The organism is Mucilaginibacter sp., assembly GCF_965201005.1.
In the GTDB taxonomy this organism is placed as follows: Bacteria; Bacteroidota; Bacteroidia; order Sphingobacteriales; family Sphingobacteriaceae; genus Mucilaginibacter_A.
In genome coordinates, this window is sequence record NZ_OZ241747.1 from 3,618,950 (window position 1) to 3,639,785 (window position 20,836).

The 20,836-nt window shown below is 41.6% G+C and carries 18 protein-coding genes, 1 tRNA gene, 1 pseudogene and 1 riboswitch; of the genes and pseudogenes, 15 read left to right on the plus strand and 5 right to left on the minus strand.

All coding sequences use genetic code 11. The features are described 5' to 3' along the window. The first annotated feature begins 25 nt into the window (after window positions 1-25). The 4 genes from ACOFKR_RS16505 (at window position 26) to ACOFKR_RS16520 (ending at window position 2,591) form a co-directional block, all read left to right on the plus strand. Window positions 26-703, plus strand: a complete 678-nt coding sequence (locus tag ACOFKR_RS16505) for an OmpA family protein (protein ID WP_419801899.1) — start codon at window positions 26-28, stop codon at window positions 701-703. Window positions 704-807: 104 nt separating this feature from the next. Then, window positions 808-1,176, plus strand: coding sequence for an HYC_CC_PP family protein (locus tag ACOFKR_RS16510; protein ID WP_419801900.1), 369 nt, complete (start codon window positions 808-810; stop codon window positions 1,174-1,176). Window positions 1,177-1,258: 82 nt separating this feature from the next. Then, window positions 1,259-1,777 (plus strand): heavy-metal-associated domain-containing protein, encoded by a 519-nt coding sequence (locus ACOFKR_RS16515; RefSeq protein ID WP_419801901.1) that lies wholly within the window; start codon window positions 1,259-1,261, stop codon window positions 1,775-1,777. 13 nt (window positions 1,778-1,790) lie between these two features. After that, window positions 1,791-2,591 carry a hypothetical protein gene (locus tag ACOFKR_RS16520; RefSeq protein WP_419801902.1) on the plus strand — a complete coding sequence of 267 codons (801 nt, stop codon included), beginning with the start codon at window positions 1,791-1,793 and terminating at the stop codon, window positions 2,589-2,591. Between the two features lie 213 nt (window positions 2,592-2,804). On the opposite strand, the gene ACOFKR_RS16525 is transcribed toward ACOFKR_RS16520, so the two are convergent. The 4 genes from ACOFKR_RS16525 to ACOFKR_RS16540 all read right to left on the minus strand — a co-directional run bounded on the left by ACOFKR_RS16525 (window position 2,805) and on the right by ACOFKR_RS16540 (window position 7,706). Beyond that, window positions 2,805-3,794 carry a family 43 glycosylhydrolase gene (locus ACOFKR_RS16525; RefSeq protein WP_419801903.1) on the minus strand — a complete coding sequence of 330 codons (990 nt, stop codon included), beginning with the start codon at window positions 3,792-3,794 and terminating at the stop codon, window positions 2,805-2,807. 101 nt (window positions 3,795-3,895) lie between these two features. Next, window positions 3,896-5,449, minus strand: coding sequence for a glycoside hydrolase 43 family protein (locus ACOFKR_RS16530; protein WP_419801904.1), 1,554 nt, complete (start codon window positions 5,447-5,449; stop codon window positions 3,896-3,898). 170 nt (window positions 5,450-5,619) lie between these two features. Then, the gene (locus ACOFKR_RS16535) at window positions 5,620-6,723 is read right to left on the minus strand and encodes a glycoside hydrolase family 2 TIM barrel-domain containing protein (protein WP_419801905.1); all 1,104 of its coding nucleotides are present in this window, start codon (window positions 6,721-6,723) and stop codon (window positions 5,620-5,622) included. Between the two features lie 161 nt (window positions 6,724-6,884). Next, complete coding sequence (locus tag ACOFKR_RS16540) at window positions 6,885-7,706, minus strand: phytanoyl-CoA dioxygenase family protein (protein WP_419801906.1); 822 nt, start codon at window positions 7,704-7,706, stop codon at window positions 6,885-6,887. Window positions 7,707-7,949: 243 nt separating this feature from the next. On the opposite strand from ACOFKR_RS16540, the gene ACOFKR_RS16545 reads away from it, so the two are divergent. Next, complete coding sequence (locus ACOFKR_RS16545) at window positions 7,950-8,948, plus strand: glycoside hydrolase family 43 protein (protein ID WP_419801907.1); 999 nt, start codon at window positions 7,950-7,952, stop codon at window positions 8,946-8,948. A gap of 525 nt (window positions 8,949-9,473) precedes the next feature. Here ACOFKR_RS16545 and ACOFKR_RS16550 read toward each other — a convergent pair. Further along, window positions 9,474-9,546, minus strand: a tRNA-Met gene (locus tag ACOFKR_RS16550). Between the two features lie 135 nt (window positions 9,547-9,681). Here ACOFKR_RS16550 and era point away from each other — a divergent pair. The 10 genes and pseudogenes from era (at window position 9,682) to ACOFKR_RS16600 (ending at window position 20,830) form a co-directional block, all read left to right on the plus strand. After that, entirely contained in the window at window positions 9,682-10,560 is an 879-nt protein-coding gene (gene era, locus ACOFKR_RS16555) for a GTPase Era (RefSeq protein WP_419801908.1), read from the plus strand. A gap of 83 nt (window positions 10,561-10,643) precedes the next feature. Next, a complete protein-coding gene (gene der, locus ACOFKR_RS16560) occupies window positions 10,644-11,945 on the plus strand; it encodes a ribosome biogenesis GTPase Der (RefSeq protein ID WP_419801909.1) in 1,302 nt (433 codons plus the stop codon). A gap of 190 nt (window positions 11,946-12,135) precedes the next feature. Continuing rightward, window positions 12,136-12,927 carry a DUF3825 domain-containing protein gene (locus tag ACOFKR_RS16565; protein WP_419801910.1) on the plus strand — a complete coding sequence of 264 codons (792 nt, stop codon included), beginning with the start codon at window positions 12,136-12,138 and terminating at the stop codon, window positions 12,925-12,927. A 1-nt stretch (window position 12,928) separates the two neighbouring features. Then, window positions 12,929-13,009, plus strand: a pseudogene (locus tag ACOFKR_RS16570) (hypothetical protein); the annotation flags it as partial. A gap of 130 nt (window positions 13,010-13,139) precedes the next feature. Further along, window positions 13,140-13,973: an N-acetylmuramic acid 6-phosphate etherase gene (gene murQ, locus ACOFKR_RS16575; protein WP_419801911.1), complete on the plus strand. Its 834-nt coding sequence runs from the start codon at window positions 13,140-13,142 to the stop codon at window positions 13,971-13,973. A 25-nt stretch (window positions 13,974-13,998) separates the two neighbouring features. Next, window positions 13,999-14,565 (plus strand): hypothetical protein, encoded by a 567-nt coding sequence (locus ACOFKR_RS16580; protein ID WP_419801912.1) that lies wholly within the window; start codon window positions 13,999-14,001, stop codon window positions 14,563-14,565. A 46-nt stretch (window positions 14,566-14,611) separates the two neighbouring features. After that, window positions 14,612-15,355, plus strand: a complete 744-nt coding sequence (locus tag ACOFKR_RS16585) for a Bax inhibitor-1/YccA family protein (protein WP_419801913.1) — start codon at window positions 14,612-14,614, stop codon at window positions 15,353-15,355. A 105-nt stretch (window positions 15,356-15,460) separates the two neighbouring features. Beyond that, window positions 15,461-15,571, plus strand: a riboswitch (SAM riboswitch). 108 nt (window positions 15,572-15,679) lie between these two features. Further along, window positions 15,680-19,369: a methionine synthase gene (metH, locus tag ACOFKR_RS16590; protein WP_419801914.1), complete on the plus strand. Its 3,690-nt coding sequence runs from the start codon at window positions 15,680-15,682 to the stop codon at window positions 19,367-19,369. A 67-nt stretch (window positions 19,370-19,436) separates the two neighbouring features. Continuing rightward, complete coding sequence (locus ACOFKR_RS16595) at window positions 19,437-19,799, plus strand: four helix bundle protein (protein ID WP_419801915.1); 363 nt, start codon at window positions 19,437-19,439, stop codon at window positions 19,797-19,799. 77 nt (window positions 19,800-19,876) lie between these two features. Next, entirely contained in the window at window positions 19,877-20,830 is a 954-nt protein-coding gene (locus ACOFKR_RS16600; RefSeq protein WP_419801916.1) for a methylenetetrahydrofolate reductase, read from the plus strand. Window positions 20,831-20,836 lie beyond the last annotated feature (6 nt).

Genomic DNA, 20,836 nt, shown 5'->3' on the forward strand with positions numbered 1-20,836 from the left:
TGCATCACAAATACTTAAATAGATCATGAAAAAATCATCCCCCAAATTAGCCCTCACTTGTATCGCTTTAGCCCTTACAGCTACGTTCAACACGGGTTGCAGTTCGTTTACCAAAACCCAAAAAGGCACAGCAATTGGTGCCGGTGCAGGTGGTACAATTGGTGCTTTGATAGGCCGAAGGGCCGGTAATACCGCAATTGGTGCTTTAATTGGCGGTGCTGTTGGCGGTACTGCCGGTGCGTTCATCGGCCGGAAAATGGACCGTCAGGCAGCAGAGATCAAACAAACCGTTCCGGGTGCAGATGTGGTTAGGGAAGGCGAAGGCTTGATTGTAAAATTTGATTCGGGCATTTTGTTCGACGTTAATAAAACTGCTTTAAAACCGGTTGCAACCACTAATCTGCAAAATCTGGCCACTTCCATGCAAAATAACCCGGACACCAATATCATGATTATAGGTTATACAGACAATACCGGCTCTGCAACTTACAACCAGGATTTATCCGTTCGCCGTGCCAATGCCGTAAAATATGCCATCACTTCCAACGGTGTTTCCGGCACGCGTTTAACAACCGAAGGAAAGGGCGAAGGCGACCCGATTGCCGATAACACAACCGAAGCAGGCCGGGCGCAAAACCGCCGCGTGGAAATTGTAATTGTGGCAAACGATAAAATGAAAGCCGACGCTAAAACGGCACAGTAAACAAAATTTATACCGATAAAAGAAGCATCTTAATTAAAAACTGAGATGCTTCTTTATTTTAAAAACAGCTACCAGTATGCAATTATTTGCGTTATTTTGTAGCGATGTTAAAAAAACCAGGAATCATTTTAGTTACGTTGCTTTACCTTGTTACGGCAACGGGCTTTGTGATGAACCTGCATTTTTGTGGTAAAAACATTGCCTCCGTTGGCCTGAACAAAACGGCAGAAGAGTGCGGCATGAGCAGTAAATGCTGCAAAAACACCCACCTGGAAGTTAAAGTAAAAGATGCGCACCAAACGGCACATACTGTTTTTAGCAGCATAAATTTGGCGTTGCCGGTTGCTGTTGTCCGGTTTCATTTTTTGGATGAAGGATCAACTATCAATCACTTAACCTTATTTTCTGCTGAACGTGGGCCTCCGCTTAACGGCCAAGTTATTTTTCTTAAAAATCAAAATTTCCGGATCTGATCAAGTTGTGATCAAAGCAAAATTTAAACAGTTTTTTCCAGCTGTTGATACTTTTTTTACAACACATTTTTAATCAATCCCGATGAAATCCTTTAAAATATTATTAGCTGTTTTAGCTATTTCCATTACTTCTGTACAAGCACAATTTGTTAAAGCCGATTTACAGGTAAGCGGTTTAACCTGTTCCATGTGTTCTAAAGCAACCGAAAAATCTTTGCGCACTTTAACTTTTATTAGCGATATCAAGCCTGATTTAAACCGTAATTTATTTGTGCTCACCTTTAAAAAAGATGCGGATGTAAACTTGGATGCCATCAGCAAAAAAGTGCTGGACGCCGGTTTTTCGGTAAATAAACTAACGGCTTCTTTTAACTTTGACAATTTAAAAATCGACAACAATTTCCATTTTAATTATGCCGGTAACACGTATCACTTTTTAAATGTAAAAGCCGAAACGTTGAACGGCGTTACGCCTGTTACGGTAATTGATAAAAATTTCATTCCAGCTTCTGCTTATAAAAAATATGCCGCACAAACCACTTTTCCTTGTTATAAAAGTGGCATGATGGGCGGCCAGAAAGTTTATCATTTAACGATTTAAGTCAAAATTTAACATGAAAATATTTTGGCTGAGTTGGTGCTTTTTGGCATCAACCTTAACTGCTTTTGCCCAGGAATTATATGTACAATCCGAACCTGCCAGCAATATGGCGCGGCATTCTTTAGGTTTACGGTTAGAAAATCAGGGTTATTTTAACCCTGATTTTCGTAACCGAAGTACGGTAGAAATCATGTATGGCGCAAGCAAAAACTGGATGATCCACGCTTCGGGTTATGTATCAGATTTTTACCTGCAAAAACAGCATTTGGAAGGTTTTAGTGCTTACGCTAAATACCGATTTTTTTCGGTTGATTCGGTGCAAAAGCATTTTCGTGGCGCAGCTTTTATCAAGGCATCAAGTATAAATAATCCGATTTTGAATCAGGAAATTGCTTTGGAAGGTGATAATTCCGGCTTGCAAAGCGGACTGGTTTTTACGCAATTGCTGCATAAACTGGCACTTTCGGGTTCCATCAGTTATTTGCGCGGATTTAACAATCAGAACAACCAAATCCCGGTTGGTTTTGCAAAAGATGCGGTTGCTTATACGCTTTCTTCCGGTTATCTACTTTTTCCGAAGAATTATACTAATTACAATCAAACCAACGTAAACTTTTACCTGGAATTATTAGGTAAAACCAATCCAAGTTACAAGCAAAGTTATCTGGATGCTGCGCCTGCCGTTCAGTTTATTTTCAACAGTGTTTTCCGGGTTGATTTTTCTTATCGGACACCTTTATATAACAGCATGACGCGTAATTCGCAGAATATGTATTTGGTTAGGTTAGAGTATAATTTTTTTAATTTGTTTTGAGGATTTTGTTTAAGTCAAACTATAATAGTTTACTTAAAAGCCAGTTCAAAATTTGTTCAATTTAATTTCTATGCTTCTTTTACCACCTAAAATTTGGTGGTTGCTACCGCTTTTTCGCATCGGAACAAATTGCAAAAACCAAATTTACCGGCATAAAAGAAGCATTTGTTTTTTAAACGAAACTTAAACAAAGCTGATCAATCCAACCTTTGATCATTTAATGATATACGGCTCATTTTTTGTCCAACCGATTTCAATGTTAGACAAATACCAGCTTTTGCCATTATCATTGTTCCCCTGATAAAATAGATAAGTTTTAGCATTGCTATCCTCAAAAATACATGGATGGCCGGATTCGCTGCTGTTCCAGCTTCCAGGTTTGCCGTTTGGTAAAAATGGTTGGTTAGAAAGCCGTTTCCATACTTTGCCATCGCTGCTTACCGCTACCCCGATTTGTTGCGGCGCATTGTTGTAATTGCCTGCGTAAAACATATAAAGCTTGTTGTTGCGCTTGATGATACTTGCACCTTCTATACAATTTCCTTCCCAGGGCAAAACAGGTTTTAAAATGGCCGAATCAACGGCTTGTTTCCAGGTGCTTTTACTAAAATTTGCACCGATTGACGCGCTGGCCACGCCCTGCTTTTGTATCTGCCCGCTGCTGTCGCGCGTGGCGAAATAGAGAAAGTATTTGTTTTGGAAAGGATAAACTTCGGCATCTATTGCCCGGCCGTTGGTCCATTTTCCGGCAGGATGAAAAATCGGGTTGCTTGTATCACGTTTAAAATTTATCCCGTCGGTTGATACGGCATGGCATATTGCATCTTTGGCACCGTTGCCATAAGTTTGGTAAAAAAGATGGATTTTACCGTCTTTTAAAATAGCACCGGGCGCGCATAAACCTTTTTGTTCATAAGCGGCAGCAGGCTTGATTTCGCCTATTTTGACCCAATTATACAAATCTGTACTTTGGGCGATGCCAATATCCCAGCCAAGCATTCCGTTACTGCTGTTGTTGGAAGCCTTGCGCGAATAATACATCAGGTATTTACCTTTAAATTTTACAACTATCGGGTCTTTGGCCAACGAAGTCCCTGCTGTTGTAGTATCGCTGAAATACATGCGCGGCACTTGCGCCCGGCCTGCAACACTTATCAAAACCAGGATAAGCAGACTGCACTGTTTTAAAATTTTTATATACATGTTAGAACTTGTTTAAACCCCATTCCGCCTAAACTTGACATGCTGTTTTTATGCCGGTAAAATTGGTGTTAAAGTTGATTTTTTACCTGATAAAAACAGCATCACTTTCTTTTGGCCACCTGCATCCTGAACCAGTTTATATCTACATAACCGCCTGGCTTTTGGGTTGCATAATTGAACAGGCAGAACTTGTTGCCCGTAAAAACAGATAAATTGAATTTCATGGCAAATTCGTTTCCAAGTTGTTTAAAATTGATATTATCAGTGCTGTAAAAAAACGTGGCATTATCGGTATTGGCATCTACTTTAGCTTGTAAATAAATTTTATTTGAAGCCAGGTTTTCTATTGCGGCGGTTTCTTGCCCGTTTACCGCCATAACCAAACGTTTTTTTCCGTTTTTCAGTTGCACGGCGATATAGGCATAAGGGTCCTGAAAAATGGCCAATCCTGCCACGTCGCCTTCTTGTAAATGGCTGACATCAAATTCTGCCGTTCCGGTTGATGCCGGGCCGAACGGCCGTTGGGTCAATGTATTTCGGGCAAGCCTCAGATTGTCAACTATTTTGCCGGTTTTCAGGCGCAGATAACCTTTCCGTTCCGTAAGCGACCACAAACTATCGTTCGGGTTATGGTTCCAAGCCCATTGTAAACCCAATTTGAGTTGGTTAAATTCGTCTGATTTTGGCAAAATGGTAACCGGCCAGCTTTTGCCTACGTTTGGCTTTTTGTAAGTGGTTACCGCTTTGCCGTTTACGCCAACCATTGGCCAGCCATCAACCCAGGTAACCGGTTGCAGCGTGGGCACACGGCCAATGGCATCTCGATCCTGAAACAAAACCGACCACCATTCGCCCGTTTGCGTTTGGACCAATGCGCCCTGATGCACGCCTTTTTTTCGGAAACCCATGTCATCTTTCAACACCACTTTTTCTTCGTACGGACCGTAAATATTTTTGGAACGCATGGCAACCTGGTAGCCGTCGCCGCCGCCATAAGTGCAATACAAATAATAATAACCATTGATTTTGTAAACGTGGCTTCCTTCCAAACCTCCGCGTTGTTTGCCTTCAAAAATTATGGTATCTTTTGATTTAGGCGATAAATCAGGGTTCACCTCCGTTAAATTAAGTTTTGAATAACCATGTACTATATAGATTTTATTGTCGTCATCAAAAAACAAACCGGCATCATAATAAGCTTTTGGTAGTTTGGTCAGCTTCCATGGCCCGGCCGCAGATTTGGCCGTACAAAGAAACCCGCCTTCGTCCAGCGTTACAAAAAGGATGTAAAACTGCCCGTTATGATAGCGGATGCTGCTCGCCCATTGGCCATGCGCATAACGTGTTGCGCCCTGCATGTTGTACGCCGGATATCCGGGAATCCGCTGAACGGCGTCGCTTAGGTATTTCCAATTAACCAGATCTTTAGATTCCATCACCGGCACGCCCGGAAAATAGTTCATGGTAGTGGTAACCATATAATAAGTATCACCAACGCGGATCACGTCATTGTCCGGAAAATCGGCCCAAATAATCGGATTGGTATAAGTGCCGTTGCCGTTGTCTGCCTGTTGCGCATGAACTGGGTTGATAAAAACCAGGATTGATAAAATTAATGCTGAAAATACTTTTGTGCCCAACTTGTAATTTAACATGTTCGTATTTTATTGTTGATTTCTGAGAATCCGTTTTTACCAATGCTTCTTTTATCACCTAAAAATTGTTGTCTATTACTTTTTTATATCGATATAAAAATCTAAACTTGGATTTTATTACCCTAAAAGAAGCATCCAAGTTTAGAATGGATTTTGAAATGTTGCTGAGGTCATTCCAAATGCTGCTGTAAATAAGTTTTGGATTTTGATTTAGAAATAAAGTCCTTCAACAAATCAATTTCCTGCGAATCATAAGCGGCAAAATCACCGTGAAAAAGATCATGCTGCCATACTTTTGGCACCGGGTCTCCCGGCCGGTGCCCCCAGGGAAGATTGGTTTGTGTTTTTCCATTCACCAATCCCCACAACATGCAGCCAATCTTTTCATCATAAAAAACAGCAAGGTTATTTTGAATGGTCGATCCGTTCGGGCGGTTCATCCATTCGGTATTAATCAACGGGCGGTTATATGTTTTAAGTTCGGCGATATTTTTGATCAAATCGTCTTTATTGCCGTAATTATGGAACGAAATGATGTCCGAACCAGCAACTGCTATTTCGTTCAATTGCTTGTTTCCGTTCCAAATATCAACTGTCACCGGTTGCGAAGGATTGACTTCACGTGCCCAGCGGATCACTTTTTTCAGCAAAGGCAAAGTTGCGGTGCCGAGGCCGCCATTGGTCGGTTCGTTGTACAAATCCCAGATAAAAACGCGCGGATCATTTTTAAACCTGCCCATCACCGCTTTTACATATTTTTCCAGCCGGAAATGCGTGGTAGAATCGACAACCATGCTGTGGCCCGGGCTTGGCGACCAGGCCCAGGCGTACCAGCCTTTTAGCGGTTCGGGCTGTTTGCCAACTTTCGGGTCTTGTTCAATCCCAAACACGCAATCATCAAAGAGTGCAGGCATGAACTTTATTTTGTGCTTGTCGCAAATCGCCATAAACGTGTCCAGGGTTTTGAGGAAATATTGTGGGTCATCTTCATAAACCGCAAACTGAAGCACAGCCCGCAAACTGTTCAAGCCCGTTTTTTCGGCTAAAGCCAGCTCTTTATCAATTGCAACGGGATCAAAAGTGGTCTTGTCCCACATGGCCGTATAATTAATGGCATAAGCCGGAATGTAGTTGAAACCGCAATACCAGGGCTGTTTGTTGTACCATTCCTTTATTTTTTGTTTGGGCCAGCGTGCGTCTTTTTGTTGCGCGCTTACGTAGGATTTGGGTTGAAATAAAAGGAACAGGCTTATCGCGAGGAAGACTTTTTTCATGGTGATGCCGTTTGGCTTTGCGGTCTATATTGATTTGGTTTGATGTTTTAACGAAGTTCCGGTTTTCAGCAAGATGTTTATTTGGGTTTATGCAGATGCTTCTTTTATCACCTAAAAAACAGTGAAACATTATTTATACCGATGGCTGATAGATAGCCAAACTACAGTAAAAGCGGGTTAAGTTCGGATGCAACCAATTCGCCAGGTTCTAATCCGCAAAGCCAGCGTTGCCGGTCGTTTTCCTGATGCTTGTTTTGCGGCTCGGTCACGCACGCGCCATCAGCAATATAAATAACTGTAAATACTTCCCTAACTGTATTTTGCGACTGATTTCCGGGTGCAGAATGCAGCGTCCAGCCGTAATGCCAGGAAGCATCACCGGCTTTCATGGATTTAGGCCGGTCAACTTCAAAACCTTTGTCTTTTACAAACTGCTCCAACATCGCTTCGGATTCATCAGAAATGGCCATGTTCTCTACAAAACCGGCATTTTGCGAACCGGAAGCAAAGGTAAGCATGCCCATTTCGGCGGTAATATCGATCAAAGGCATCCACATCGTAATCGTATTATTGGTGTCAACCGGCCAGTAATACTGATCCTGGTGCCAGGGCGTGAAACCGCCGCCCGGCTCTTTATATAAAGCCTGATCGTGATAAATACGCACATTTTGCACGCCGAGCAAATCAGCAGCGATCTTGGCCATCCGTTTGGCCAGCGTAAATTTTTTTACATTTTCGTCCACTTCCCACAAATTCATAATCTGCAAAAAAGCTTTGCCGTACGTGTCCCGCTCGTCCAGGCTTCTTTTTTCGGTATTATAGCGGTTGGCTGCTTTGTTGATGACGGTCCGGTAAGCAGAAACTTCATCGGCATTCAAAATCCCGGGGATCAAAACGTGCCCGTTTTTACGAAACCCTTCGATTTGGGCATCGGTTACCTGTTTGTTGTCCTTTAATTCCGGCAGGTTATCAGTTATTGCCATAAAAAATCACTTTGGTTTATTGAGGTTTGAAGGTCTAAATAACTGTTTATAAAGGACGATTTTAAGGTATAAATTGGAATTTTATTGGTTTATGTTATCCTTTTTATAGAAAAAAGATCAGTATGTGCGAAAATATGAACTTATCAGGGCATTTTGGGTAAAACCGTTTTTTTACCGTTGGGGAAATTTTCTCAAAAAGAACTCATCGGTCATTACCTTTGCGCTACCAAAACCTTGATAAACATGAAAAATTTGTTCCTGATTATTTTTTCTTTAGGCATTTTCCCGTTTATGGATTTTGCAAATGCGGAACAGGCAAACGCCGGTCATTACCATGAAACCAAGATGGCCACAGACACAATTTACCTTGCCGACCCAACCATTTTTTTGGATAAAGGGATTTATTATCTGTACGGAACAGGCAGCAACCAGGGTTTTCCGGTCTATCAATCTTCTGATTTAAAAAATTGGACCGAACCTTCGGGCAAAACAAATGGTTTGGCACTTTTTAAAGGCGATGCTTACGGAAACGGCGGTTTTTGGGCACCACAGGTTTTTAAAAACGGCCGTACTTATTATATGGTTTATACAGCTGATGAACATATTGCCATAGCAGAAAGCGACAGTCCGTTGGGGCCGTTTAAGCAAAAAGAAATTAAAGTATTATCTGGCGTGGGAAAGCAGATTGATCCTTTTGTTTTCCGTGACGAAGACGGTAAATCTTACTTATATTACGTGCGTTTGAGCGAAGGCAACCGGATTTTTGTGGCCCGTATGAAAGACGATTTTTCTGATATTTTACCAGAAACCGCAAAAGAGTGCATTACAGCAACCCAGGATTGGGAAAATACAGCCAAATCGCCTTGGCCGGTCACCGAAGGGCCAACGGTTTTTAAAAAGGGCAATCTTTATTATTTGTTTTATTCGGCCAATGATTTTCGTAACCCGGATTATGCCGTAGGTTATGCAACCGCCCGATCGCCTTTTGGCCCCTGGAAAAAGTCTGATCAAAACCCAATCATCAGCAAAAACCTGTTAAAAATAAACGGGACCGGCCACGGCGATTTCTTTAAAGACAAAAAAGGAAACATGGAATACGTTTTTCACACGCACCATTCCAACGTTCAAGTATCGCCGCGGGCAACGGGCTTGATCCGGGTAAAATTTGTAAAAAATGCTTTGGGCAGTTACGATGTGGTAGCCGACGCGTCCAGCTTTAGGTTTTTGATGCGGAAAAAATAATCAGCTTTTATGGATCGTTTTGTTGCGATCGAGACAACACCTGATGCTGTTTTTATGGCCATAAAGTTGCTGACGGATTTCAGGACGCTACAAAAAGCAGTTCTTGCCCTATCGCCTCTTCATATTTTCATAAGAATAAGCTTTCGACGTCAAAAAAATAAATAATTAAAGCCATTAAAAATCAATTTTATCTCCTGAAAATCAATTTTGTAAAGACTTATTTAGTAACGGCTCTTCCAAAACAATTTAAATGATTACCTGATTACTGAAACCAACTTTACTATGCTTCTTTTATCGGCATAAAATTGGAAAAGCAAGATTTATGGGCCTAAAAGAAGTAGGGTGATATTTTTTCGACATAAACTCAAACATGCTTCTAATATTAGAATAATTAACATTGATTTAAAAAATTGATAATCAACAAAATAACTACCTAAAACAACGTATAGAATTGTATATCTTTTTAAGAAATTATCCAACTGAAAAAGCCTGTCAGAATAATCTGACAGGCTTTTATTTTTAAGGTAGCGGGAGCAGGACTCGAACCTACGACCTTCGGGTTATGAGCCCGACGAGCTACCAACTGCTCCATCCCGCACTGTTTTTGTTTTCCCTCCGGCCATAAACCCCGAAAGCCTTTCCAGTGTCTCAATTTTTGATATTGTTTCCCTGATTGCACTGCAAAGATATAATTCGTTCCTTTGCAGTCCAAATATATTTTTAATTTTTTTCAATGGGTCATCAGGCAGGATTTGTAAGCATCATCGGGAAACCCAACGCCGGGAAATCAACTTTGATGAACGCGCTGGTTGGCGAAAAGATGTCGGTCATCACTTCCAAAGCCCAAACCACACGCCACCGGATTTTGGGGATTGTGAACGATGAAAACTACCAGATCGTTTTTTCTGACACGCCGGGCATCATCAAACCGCATTATGCTTTGCAGGAAAGCATGATGCACCAGGTAGAAGGCTCAATTGTGGATGCGGATTTGATTTTGCTGATGACCGATATCAACGAGCAGCACGACGAACAGGATGTGCTGGAAAAACTGGAAGGTTCGCAGGCACCATTGATCGTTTTAATCAACAAAATAGATCAGAGCGACGAAGAAACCGTGATGCAAAAAATTGCTTACTGGCAGGAAAAACTTCAGCCAAAAGCGGTTTATGCCATTTCGGCTTTACACCTACAAGACATTGCTTCTTTTATCGGTACAATTTTGGCGTACATGCCCGAGCATCCGCCGTATTACGAAAAAGATTTTTTAACAGATCGTAACGACCGTTTTTTTGCTTCGGAAATTATCCGCGAAAAAATATTTAAAAATTACAAAAAGGAAATCCCTTACAGTACCGAAGTGATTATCACGGCTTTTAAGGAAGATGAAAAAATATACCGCATTAGTTCGGAAATTATTGTGGAGCGCGATTCGCAAAAAAACATTTTGATTGGCCCGGGCGGCGCAATGCTGAAAAAAATTGGCACTTATGCCCGGAAAGATATGGAAGAATTTTTTCAGCGCAAAGTTTTCCTCGAAATGTTTGTCAAAGTAATCCCCGACTGGCGCAGCAAAAAAAATTACCTGAAACAATTCGGGTACGAAGAATAAGTATTGGTTGTCAATTGTTAGTTTCGAGTTGTCAGTTCTACTCGTACAAATGGCAACCGGCAACTAAAAACACAACAACAAAAATGAGTAATATAGTAGCCATAGTTGGCCGCCCCAACGTAGGCAAATCCACTTTATATAACAGATTGACCGAGAGCCGCAAAGCCATTGTTGATGATTACAGCGGCGTAACCCGCGACCGGCATTATGGTCATGCCGAGTGGCTGAACCGTACTTTTACCGTAATTGATACCGGCGGCTATGTGGCCAATTCGGAGGATGTTTTTGAAGCAGCCATCCGCGAGCAAGTGGTTATCGCCATTGAAGAAGCAACCGTAATTTTATTTATGGTGGATGTTACCACTGGCATTACCGATCTGGACGATGACATTGCAACGGTCCTCCGCAGAAGCAAAAAACCGGTGCATGTAGTTGTAAACAAGGTAGATAATACTGCCAGGTACGATGAAACCAGCACTTTTTACGGTTTGGGTTTAGGCGAGATTTTCCCGATCTCTTCCATGACGGGTTCCGGAACGGGAGAACTGCTGGACGAAGTAGTGAAAGGTTTTGACGACGAAGAAGTTGAAGAAAACGGCCTGCCAAAATTTGCCATTGTTGGCCGCCCGAACGTGGGCAAATCCTCTTTAATCAATTCGCTGATTGGCCAGGAGCGTAATATTGTAACACCGATTGCCGGCACCACGCGCGATTCGATTCATATCCATTACAATCAGTTCGGCCATAATTTTATGCTGATTGATACCGCAGGCCTTCGTAAAAAAACCAAAGTACACGAAAACATCGAGTTTTATTCCGTCATGCGAACGATTAAAGCTTTGGAAGAAGCAGACGTGGTTTTGATCATGATCGATGCGGTTGAAGGCATGGAAAGCCAGGACGTGAACATCTTTCATCTCGCCGAAAAAAACAAAAAAGGCGTGGTAATTTTGGTGAACAAGTGGGATTTGATCGAAAAAAACAACAAAACCACCAAAGTTTTTGAAGAACAGATCAAACAAAAACTGGCACCGTTTACCGATGTGCCGATTGTTTTTACTTCGGTTACCGAAAAACAACGGATTTTTAAAGCGATAGAAGCAGCAACCAAAGTTTATGAAAACCGGAAGAAAAAAATCCCGACATCAAAATTAAACGAAGTGATGTTGCCGCTGATCGAAGCTTTCCCTCCGCCTTCTTTAAAAGGAAAATTCGTGAAAATTAAGTACGTAACACAAATTGTTGGCACGTCGCCCATGTTTGCGTTTTTCTGCAATTTGCCGCAATATATCAAAGAACCTTACAAGCGTTTTATTGAGAACAAACTGCGGGAAAATTTTGATTTTGAAGGCGTTCCGGTGCAGATATTTTTCCGGCAGAAGTAATAGGAAATTTCCCTATTTGACTTTGGAAAATTAAATTCAAAAATTATTTTGCTTTTTATAACTTTATAATTACTTTTGAGGTATAAATTTATAAAAAACACAAAGACTTCATGGGTCTATCCATGAAACTATAAACAAAAAAAGTATATAAAAGCCTCCATTAGGGGGCTTTATTTTTTTATAAAATAATATGGCAAAACCTTACACTTCTGAATTATTCTCCTTTTCATTTATTCCCGCGTATGAAGATAAGATTAAAGACTTAGCGGAAAATATAGCAGATATTGAAGCTTGGGATTTTTCTGACTCTCCCACTAAAAGTTATCAGATTTTAAAAAATTATTTGGAACATACATTTCGAAAACTTAAAGCAGAAGGAAAGATATGTTTCACGACGAACAATAAATTTGCAGCTTTTAATACAGGTTTAGTTACTTCTAACATGGAAGAAATTATTGCTTTTTTTGAGGAATATAAAAATCAAAAAAGCGGGTTTACTACTCCGTACTTTTTTAAGGGTTTTTTAAAAAATAGCGATAATTCCGTCCTTACACACTTTTATAATAATTTACCCGAAATAGCAAATTATTTTGAGAAACCTGCATCACTAATTTTTAATCCAAAGTGTAATCTTATACCAGATATCGATCATATTATCAGTGATAATTTACCCAGATTTCCGTCTCATTTACAAAACGCACACGAAGATGAAATTAGAAGGCAATTATTTGGAGCAATAGACGATGTAAAGAAAAAAGTTAGAACTAATTATAAAATTGCCATTCCGCAATATTACGATAACAAAATACAACTACTATTACCACTTTGCCTAACGGCAGGCTCCCCAAATCCTGATTTAGCACTTGTGGTTCATAGTTTAAATGATACGACTTACACCGCCAGAACTTGTCTAACTTTAAAAATGGCCTATAATAATGCAAGATTAATTGTAAAACCTCAAAGTTCTTGGTTAAAGCCATAACAAACGTTTTATCGAAAACAAGCTGCGCGAAAATTTTGATTTTGAAGGCGTTCCGGTTCAAATATTTTTTAGGCAGAAGTAAACCAATGCTTCTTTTATCGGCATAAAATTAAGGTTGAAAATGCCTTTTTTAATTTTAGAATCAGCAAAGAACTGTGTTTCTCAATTCTTAGTTTTTTATCGATTTTTGCACGATAAAAGAAGCATTCCGCATGGAACAAAGAACCACCGAAAAAGACTCCAATTACAACCACTTGGAGCAAATGCCGCTGCGCGAAATCCTGCAAAACATTAATAAGGAAGATAAAACTGTACCCGATGCGGTGGAAAAAGCAATTCCGCAGCTGGAAAAACTTGCTGCTGCTACGATTGAAAAAATGCAAAAAGGTGGCCGCCTTTTTTACATTGGCGCAGGCACAAGCGGCCGTTTAGGCGTAGTTGATGCTTCCGAGTGTCCGCCAACATTTGGTGTTCCGTTTGATTGGGTGGTTGGCATCATTGCAGGCGGCGATCCTGCCATCCGTAAAGCGGTAGAAAATGCCGAAGATGACGAAGGACAAGCCTGGAAAGACCTCGGGCAATACAACATCAGCCCAAAAGATGTGCTGGTTGGTATTGCCGCTTCAGGCTCCACGCCTTACGTGGTCGGCGGATTACAAAAAGCAAACGAAGCGGGTTTAATCACCGGCTGCATTGTTTGCAATGCTGGCAGTAAAGTTGCCGCCGAAGCAAAGTTTCCGGTAGAAATTATAACCGGGCCCGAGTTTTTAACAGGCTCGACCCGCATGAAAGCAGGGACGGCACAAAAACTGGCGTTAAATATGCTAAGCACTTCCGTCATGGTTTTGCTTGGCCGCGTAAAAGGCAACAAAATGTTTGATATGCAGCTTACCAATCATAAATTAGTTGATCGCGCCGTTAGGATGATTGTAACAGAAACCGGGCTGAACGAAGAAAAAGCCTCAGAACTGTTAAAAAAACATGGAAGCGTCCGCAATGCAGTTGCCTATGCTTCTTTTACGGATGAAAAAACGATATCAAAATAACTGGCGGCAAACCAGGAAATAAAATATGCACGAAATTGAGCCTTATTACAAGTGGCGCGACGATTATGTGGCTGCAGAAGATGAACGTTCGCCTTTTTACGACACACAATACAATGAATTTGAGTTTGATAAACAGGTTTACAATTATTTGCTCCATCCGCAGTGGGATTCTTTCGGCTCAAACACGCTTTACTTAAAAGTGCTTTATACAGATTATGATTTGGGGTTTACGATCATCGAATTTATTGGCGAATGGAACGATGCCATCGACAATGACATTATGCTGTTGAAACGCGAAATCCTGGAACTGATGATGGACGAAGGCATCAATCATTTTATCCTCATCGGCGAAAACGTGCTCAACTTTCACACCTCGGATGATTCGTATTACGAGGAATGGTTTCAGGAAGTGGAAGACGGCTGGATTACCGGCGTAAATTTCCGCGAACACGTTTTGGAAGAATTTAAGCAAAGTAACATCGACTATTATATTAACTTTGGCGGCGGTTTGGAACATCTTCACTGGCGGGCGTTAAAACCCGTGCAATTATTTCAAACCGTACAGGATTTGATGCAAAAACGTTTAAATTAGTTAAACTTTTCAACTTAAAAATTGTCTAAAATTGAAATAAAAAATAATGGAAACTCAAAAATCTAATTACGATTATAAAAATGTGATCCAACTGGACGGCACCGCAGACAGTACTCGCCGTTTTATGGCCAATGTATTTATGTGGATGTTTGTGGCACTGGGGATTTCTGCCGCACTTTCATACCTTTTTTCCCATGATTCTTCACTGTTGCAGTTGCTTTTTAACCCCGCAACCGGCCGAAACACAATTTTGGGCACTGTTGCCATTTTTGCACCGCTGGCTTTTGTACTCATAATGTCTTTCGGGATCAATAAAATTTCACAGCCGGTTTTAGTGGTTTTGTTTCTGGCTTTTGCAGCCGTAATGGGCATCAGTTTAAGCTATATTTTCCTGATTTATACTTCGGCATTGATCGGTACCGTTTTTCTCACTACTTCATTGGTTTTTGGGGTGATGGCCGTTACAGGTTATACCACCAATCAGGATTTGACCAAATTCGGTAGCATCATGATCATGGGCTTGTATGGTATTGTAATTGCTTCTTTTATCAACTATTTTTTAAAAAGCGATCAAATGCAATACATCATCAGTTATATTGGCGTAGCTGTTTTTGTAGGATTGACTGCTTATGACGTGCAGCGCATTAAACGTATTGGCGAAGGTTTGGAATACGGAAACGCTTCTGCCGGTAAAATGGCCATTATGGGGGCAATGACTTTGTACCTGGATTTCATTAATCTTTTTATCATGTTGCTGCGTGTTTTCGGTGGCAACGGAAGGAGAAACTAATACTGTTTTTATCACCTGAAAAAAGTCCTGCCGAACAAAACGGCAGGACTTTTTTATTGCACCTAAATGATTGCAGAAGCTGCTTTTATTGTGCAAATTTGTGCCTGCTTATAGCGAAAGACGGAGGGATTAGACCCTGCGATGTCTTGGCAACCTGTGCTTACAAGGTGCCACATTCTACTTCAATTTAGTTTTTAAGTTGAAGAAAGATAAGCGAAAGAGGAACCCAATACCGAATTTCGAGATAAGCTTTTTTTAGTTTCCAGTTGTGAGTTGCCGGTTGCCGGTTTAAACTGACAACTTGCAACTCGCAACTAACAACTCATGACAATCGAACAAGCATTACAAAAACGCATCCTGATTATCGATGGCGCAATGGGCACGATGATCCAACGCTATCAGTTGGAGGAAGAAGATTTCCGCGGAGAACGTTTCCGCAACCATCATTCTGATTTAAAAGGGAATAACGATTTATTAAATATTACACGGCCGGATATCATCAAAGCCATTCATGCCGAATATTTGGATGCCGGCGCAGATATTATCGAAACCAATACTTTTAGTACGCAGGTAATTTCGCTGGCTGATTATCACCTGGAAGAACTGGCTTACGAGCTGAGTTTTGAAGGTGCAAAAATAGCACGTGAAGCTGCAGACGGATACACGAAAAACAATCCGGATAAACCGCGTTTTGTGGCTGGCGCAATCGGGCCGACCAATCGTACCGCGTCCCTTTCGCCGGACGTAAACGATCCTGGTTATCGTGCCGTAACTTTTGATGATCTGGAAGCTGCCTATTACGAGCAGGTTCGCGGATTGGTTGATGGTGGTTCGGATGTTTTGCTTGTGGAAACGATTTTTGATACGCTAAATGCCAAAGCAGCGCTGTTTGCCATAAACCGTTATGCTTCTTTTACCGGTATAAAGTTGCCGATCATGATTTCCGGGACGATTACCGATGCCTCCGGACGTACACTTTCCGGGCAAACAGTCGAGGCGTTTTGGAATTCAATCCGCCATGCAAACCTGCTTTCCGTTGGATTAAATTGTGCGCTCGGTGCCAAAGATATGCGCCCGCATTTGGAAGAACTTTCACAAAAAGCAGACGTTTATATTTCCGCTTATCCGAATGCCGGTTTGCCCAATGAATTTGGTGCGTATGATGAAGTTCCGCATGAAACCGCCCATTTGGTAGAAGATTTCCTGATGGCCGGTTTCGTAAATATTGTGGGCGGCTGCTGCGGCACCACGCCGGAGCATATAAAATGTATCGCAGAAAAAGCGGCCAAATATCCGCCCAGGATCAAACCGGAAATCACACCGAATATGCGGTTAAGCGGTTTGGAAGCGGTTACGATTACGCCCGAAAGTATTTTTGTAAATATTGGCGAACGGACAAATATTACCGGTTCCCCGAAGTTTTCCAAGTTGATTTTGGCCGAAAATTATGAAGAAGCCTTAACCGTTGCACGCCAGCAAGTGGAAGGTGGTGCGCAGGTGATCGACATCAACATGGATGAAGGCATGATCGATTCTGAAGCGGTAATGGTTAAATTTTTGAACTTAGTTGCTTCAGAACCAGATATTTCCAAGCTGCCGATCATGGTAGATTCCTCCAAATGGACAGTTATCGAAGCTGGCTTGAAATGTTTACAAGGGAAAGGCATTGTCAATTCCATCTCGTTGAAAGAAGGCGAAGAAAAATTTAAAGAATACGCGCGTAAAATCATGAGTTACGGCGCGGCAACCGTGGTGATGGCTTTTGATGAAAACGGCCAGGCAGACAATTACGAACGCCGCATCGAAATCTGTAAAAGAAGCTACGATATTTTAGTTGACGAACTCGGTTTTCTTCCGCAGGACATCATCTTCGACCCAAACATTTTAACCGTTGCCACCGGCTTGGAAGAACACAATAATTACGCAGTTGATTTTATCAACGCCACGCGCTGGATCAAGCAAAACCTGCCCATGGCAAAAGTAAGCGGCGGCGTAAGCAATATTTCGTTTTCTTTTAGAGGGAATAATGTGGTTCGCGAAGCGATGCACTCAGCTTTCCTGTATCACGCGATACAAGCTGGCATGGATATGGGAATTGTGAACGCCGGTATGCTGGAAGTTTACGAGCAAATCCCGAAAGATTTATTGGAACTGGTTGAAGATGTGCTTTTAAACCGACGGGAAGATGCGACAGAACGATTGGTAACTTTTGCCGATACCATTAAAAGTAAAGGAAAAGAAATCGTTCGTGATGAAGAATGGCGTAAAGAACCGGTTGAAAAACGTTTATCGCACGCTTTGGTAAAAGGCATTATTGAGTATCTGGATGCTGACGTAGAAGAAGCACGCCAGAAAGCCGCAAAACCTTTAGATGTAATCGAAGGGCCACTGATGGACGGGATGAATATCGTTGGTGATTTATTTGGTGCCGGAAAAATGTTTTTGCCGCAGGTGGTAAAATCTGCACGGGTAATGAAAAAAGCAGTGGCTTATCTCCTGCCCTTTATTGAAGCAGAAAAAGCAAAAAACCTTGCTGCCGGAGGGAGTGCCGAAGATGCGCGCGCCAATGCTGGTAAAGTTTTAATGGCAACCGTAAAAGGCGATGTGCACGATATCGGCAAAAACATTGTGGGCGTAGTTTTGGCCTGCAATAATTTTGAAGTGATCGATTTGGGCGTGATGGTTCCCGCACAGCGAATCCTGGACGAAGCCAAAAAACAAAAAGTAGATATTATCGGTTTGAGCGGATTGATTACGCCTTCGCTAGACGAAATGGTGCATTTCGCTAAAGAAATGGAACGCGAAGGCATGACGATCCCGCTGATTATTGGTGGCGCAACAACTTCACGTATTCATGCGGCGGTAAAAATCGACCCAAATTATTCGGGCGCGGCCATACATGTTTTGGATGCTTCGCGCAGCGTAACGGTTTGCAGCAGTTTGATGAACAAAGACCAGCGCGAAGGTTATATTCAAAATATCAAAGACGAATACGCCAAAGCACGGGAAGCACATTTAAACAAACGCAGCGACAAGAAATTTATACCGATAAAAGAAGCATCGGCACAAAAGTTTCAGATTAGTGTTGACGGAGATATCGCTCCAAAACCAACATTCCTCGGCACCAAAACAATCCATAATTTCCCGTTGGAAGAATTGGTTCCGTACATTGACTGGACGCCGTTTTTCCATACCTGGGAATTGCGCGGCAGTTACCCGAAAATTTTTGCCGATACTTTTGTTGGTGCCGAAGCAAAAAAATTGTTTGATGATGCGCAGGTTTTGTTGGAAGAAATTGTCTCGCAAAAACAGCTTCAGGCAAATGCGGTGATCGGCTTTTGGCCGGCAAATGCGGTTGGCGACGACATCGAATTATATACAGACGATTCGCGCAAAGAAATTTTGGACACGATTTACACCCTCCGCCAGCAAGCAGAAAAACCCAAAGGCGAACCATACTACGCGCTTGCAGATTTTATCGCCCAAAAAAATACCGGAATTGCAGATTATTGGGGAGGTTTTGCCGTTACCGCAGGTTTAGGTTGTGATAAACTGGTGGCAAAGTTTGAGGCAGACCACGATGATTACAACAGCATTATGGCCAAAGCTTTGGCCGATCGTTTGGCAGAAGCTTTCGCAGAAAAAATGCACGAATTAGTGCGTCGCGAATATTGGGGCTACGCTAAAAACGAGCATTTGAGCAGCGAAGACATGATCAAAGAAAAATATCAGGGAATCCGGCCCGCACCTGGTTATCCGGCCTGCCCCGACCACACCGAAAAGTGGACTTTATTTAAACTTTTAGATGCTGAAAAAAATACGGGAATGTACCTCACAGAAAGTTTGGCGATGATGCCTGCTTCTTCTGTCAGCGGTTTCTATTTCGCGCATCCGCAATCTAAGTATTTTGGTTTGGGGAAGATTACCAAAGACCAGGTTGAAGATTATGCAGAACGCAAAAAAATGCCGGTAAACGAAGTAGAACGCTGGTTAAGCCCGAATTTATCTTATTAGATTGAAGATCGAGGAGCGGAGAGTGAGGACATGCATAGCGTAAATATCAAACGAAAACTATCTAATTATGACTTTTACAGATTTGGATGCCTGGAAAGAAGCAAGGAATTTAGTTAAAATAGTTTATACTCATACCAAGCTTTTTCCGAAAGAAGAAGTTTATGGCTTACAATCACAAATTAGAAGATCTGCAATTTCGGTTCCATCAAACATAGCAGAAGGATGTGGCCGAAACCATCCGAAAGATATTATGCGCTTTTATTACATTGCCCGTGGCTCTGCTTACGAACTGGAAACACAACTTTACCTTTCGCTTGATCTCAATTTTATTAATGAAGAAGATTTAAAGATGATGTTGGAAAAACTAAGGAAAATAAGAATTTTACTTGCCGGCCTTATTAATTATCAAAATAATCAACTCAACAAATAGTTATATCTTTTTCTCCGCTCATTGCTCTTATATTAAAATCAAGATATCTTTTTTCCGCTCCCCGCTCTAATCAACCCATGAAAATTACTGACCATATAAAAAACGCCGCTGGCAAAACACTTTTTTCTTTTGAACTTTTACCGCCTATAAAAGGACACGGCATTCAGGGAATTTTTGATGCGATTGATCCGCTGATGGAACTTAACCCGCCATTTATTGACGTTACTTCCCTGCGCGAAGATTCTTATTATAAAGAACGTTCTAACGGTTTGCTCGAAAAACTGACTTACCGCAAACGCCCCGGCACGGTTGCCGTTTGTGCAGCCATCATGAACCGTTATAAAGTAGATGCCGTGCCACATTTGCTTTGCGGCGGTTTTACCAAGGAAGAAACCGAATATGCGTTGATAGATTTACAGTTTCTGGGTATTGACAATGTGCTGGTTTTGCGTGGCGATGCCCGAAAAGGCGATACCGGTTTTGTGCCAACGCCGGGCGGACATACGTACACAACCGAATTATTGGAGCAGGTAAAAAACATGAACAATGGCATCTATCTGCATGAAGACCACGAAGCTTTTAAAACCAATTTTTGTGTTGGCATTGCCGCTTATCCGGAGAAACATTTTGAATCGCCCAATATGAAAACGGATTTTCAATTTTTAAAAAAGAAGGTTGATCTTGGTGCAGATTTTATGGTAACACAAATGTTTTTCGACAATTCCAAGTATGCGGAATTTGTAAAATGCTGCTGCGAAAATGATATCAACATTCCAATTATTCCGGGTTTAAAACCGCTCACTACTTCCAAACAACTGATTAGTTTACCAAAAATATTTCATATTGATATCCCGGAAGATTTAAGCGATGCCGTACAAGCCTGCAAAAACGAAAAAGATATAAAAGAAGTTGGCATCGAATGGATGATCAACCAATGCAAAGAACTGAAAGAAATGGGCGCACCGGTTTTGCATTTTTACACCATGGGCAATGCCGAGCCAACGAAGCGGATTGCGAAAGCGGTGTTTTGACTTTAT

Bases quoted from the DNA above. Each gene is read 5' to 3' on its own strand.
- der (WP_419801909.1), top strand. From the start codon at position 10,644: ATGAGTAATATAGTAGCCATAGTTGGCCGCCCCAACGTAGGCAAATCC.
- ACOFKR_RS16510 (WP_419801900.1), top strand. From the start codon at position 808: ATGTTAAAAAAACCAGGAATCATTTTAGTTACGTTGCTTTACCTTGTT.
- ACOFKR_RS16565 (WP_419801910.1), top strand. From the start codon at position 12,136: ATGGCAAAACCTTACACTTCTGAATTATTCTCCTTTTCATTTATTCCC.
- ACOFKR_RS16530 (WP_419801904.1), bottom strand. From the start codon at position 5,449: ATGTTAAATTACAAGTTGGGCACAAAAGTATTTTCAGCATTAATTTTA.
- ACOFKR_RS16505 (WP_419801899.1), top strand. From the start codon at position 26: ATGAAAAAATCATCCCCCAAATTAGCCCTCACTTGTATCGCTTTAGCC.
- ACOFKR_RS16535 (WP_419801905.1), bottom strand. From the start codon at position 6,723: ATGAAAAAAGTCTTCCTCGCGATAAGCCTGTTCCTTTTATTTCAACCC.
- era (WP_419801908.1), top strand. From the start codon at position 9,682: ATGGGTCATCAGGCAGGATTTGTAAGCATCATCGGGAAACCCAACGCC.
- ACOFKR_RS16595 (WP_419801915.1), top strand. From the start codon at position 19,437: ATGACTTTTACAGATTTGGATGCCTGGAAAGAAGCAAGGAATTTAGTT.
- ACOFKR_RS16545 (WP_419801907.1), top strand. From the start codon at position 7,950: ATGAAAAATTTGTTCCTGATTATTTTTTCTTTAGGCATTTTCCCGTTT.
- ACOFKR_RS16600 (WP_419801916.1), top strand. From the start codon at position 19,877: ATGAAAATTACTGACCATATAAAAAACGCCGCTGGCAAAACACTTTTT.
- ACOFKR_RS16580 (WP_419801912.1), top strand. From the start codon at position 13,999: ATGCACGAAATTGAGCCTTATTACAAGTGGCGCGACGATTATGTGGCT.
- ACOFKR_RS16525 (WP_419801903.1), bottom strand. From the start codon at position 3,794: ATGTATATAAAAATTTTAAAACAGTGCAGTCTGCTTATCCTGGTTTTG.
- ACOFKR_RS16585 (WP_419801913.1), top strand. From the start codon at position 14,612: ATGGAAACTCAAAAATCTAATTACGATTATAAAAATGTGATCCAACTG.
- ACOFKR_RS16540 (WP_419801906.1), bottom strand. From the start codon at position 7,706: ATGGCAATAACTGATAACCTGCCGGAATTAAAGGACAACAAACAGGTA.
- murQ (WP_419801911.1), top strand. From the start codon at position 13,140: ATGGAACAAAGAACCACCGAAAAAGACTCCAATTACAACCACTTGGAG.
- ACOFKR_RS16515 (WP_419801901.1), top strand. From the start codon at position 1,259: ATGAAATCCTTTAAAATATTATTAGCTGTTTTAGCTATTTCCATTACT.
- metH (WP_419801914.1), top strand. From the start codon at position 15,680: ATGACAATCGAACAAGCATTACAAAAACGCATCCTGATTATCGATGGC.
- ACOFKR_RS16520 (WP_419801902.1), top strand. From the start codon at position 1,791: ATGAAAATATTTTGGCTGAGTTGGTGCTTTTTGGCATCAACCTTAACT.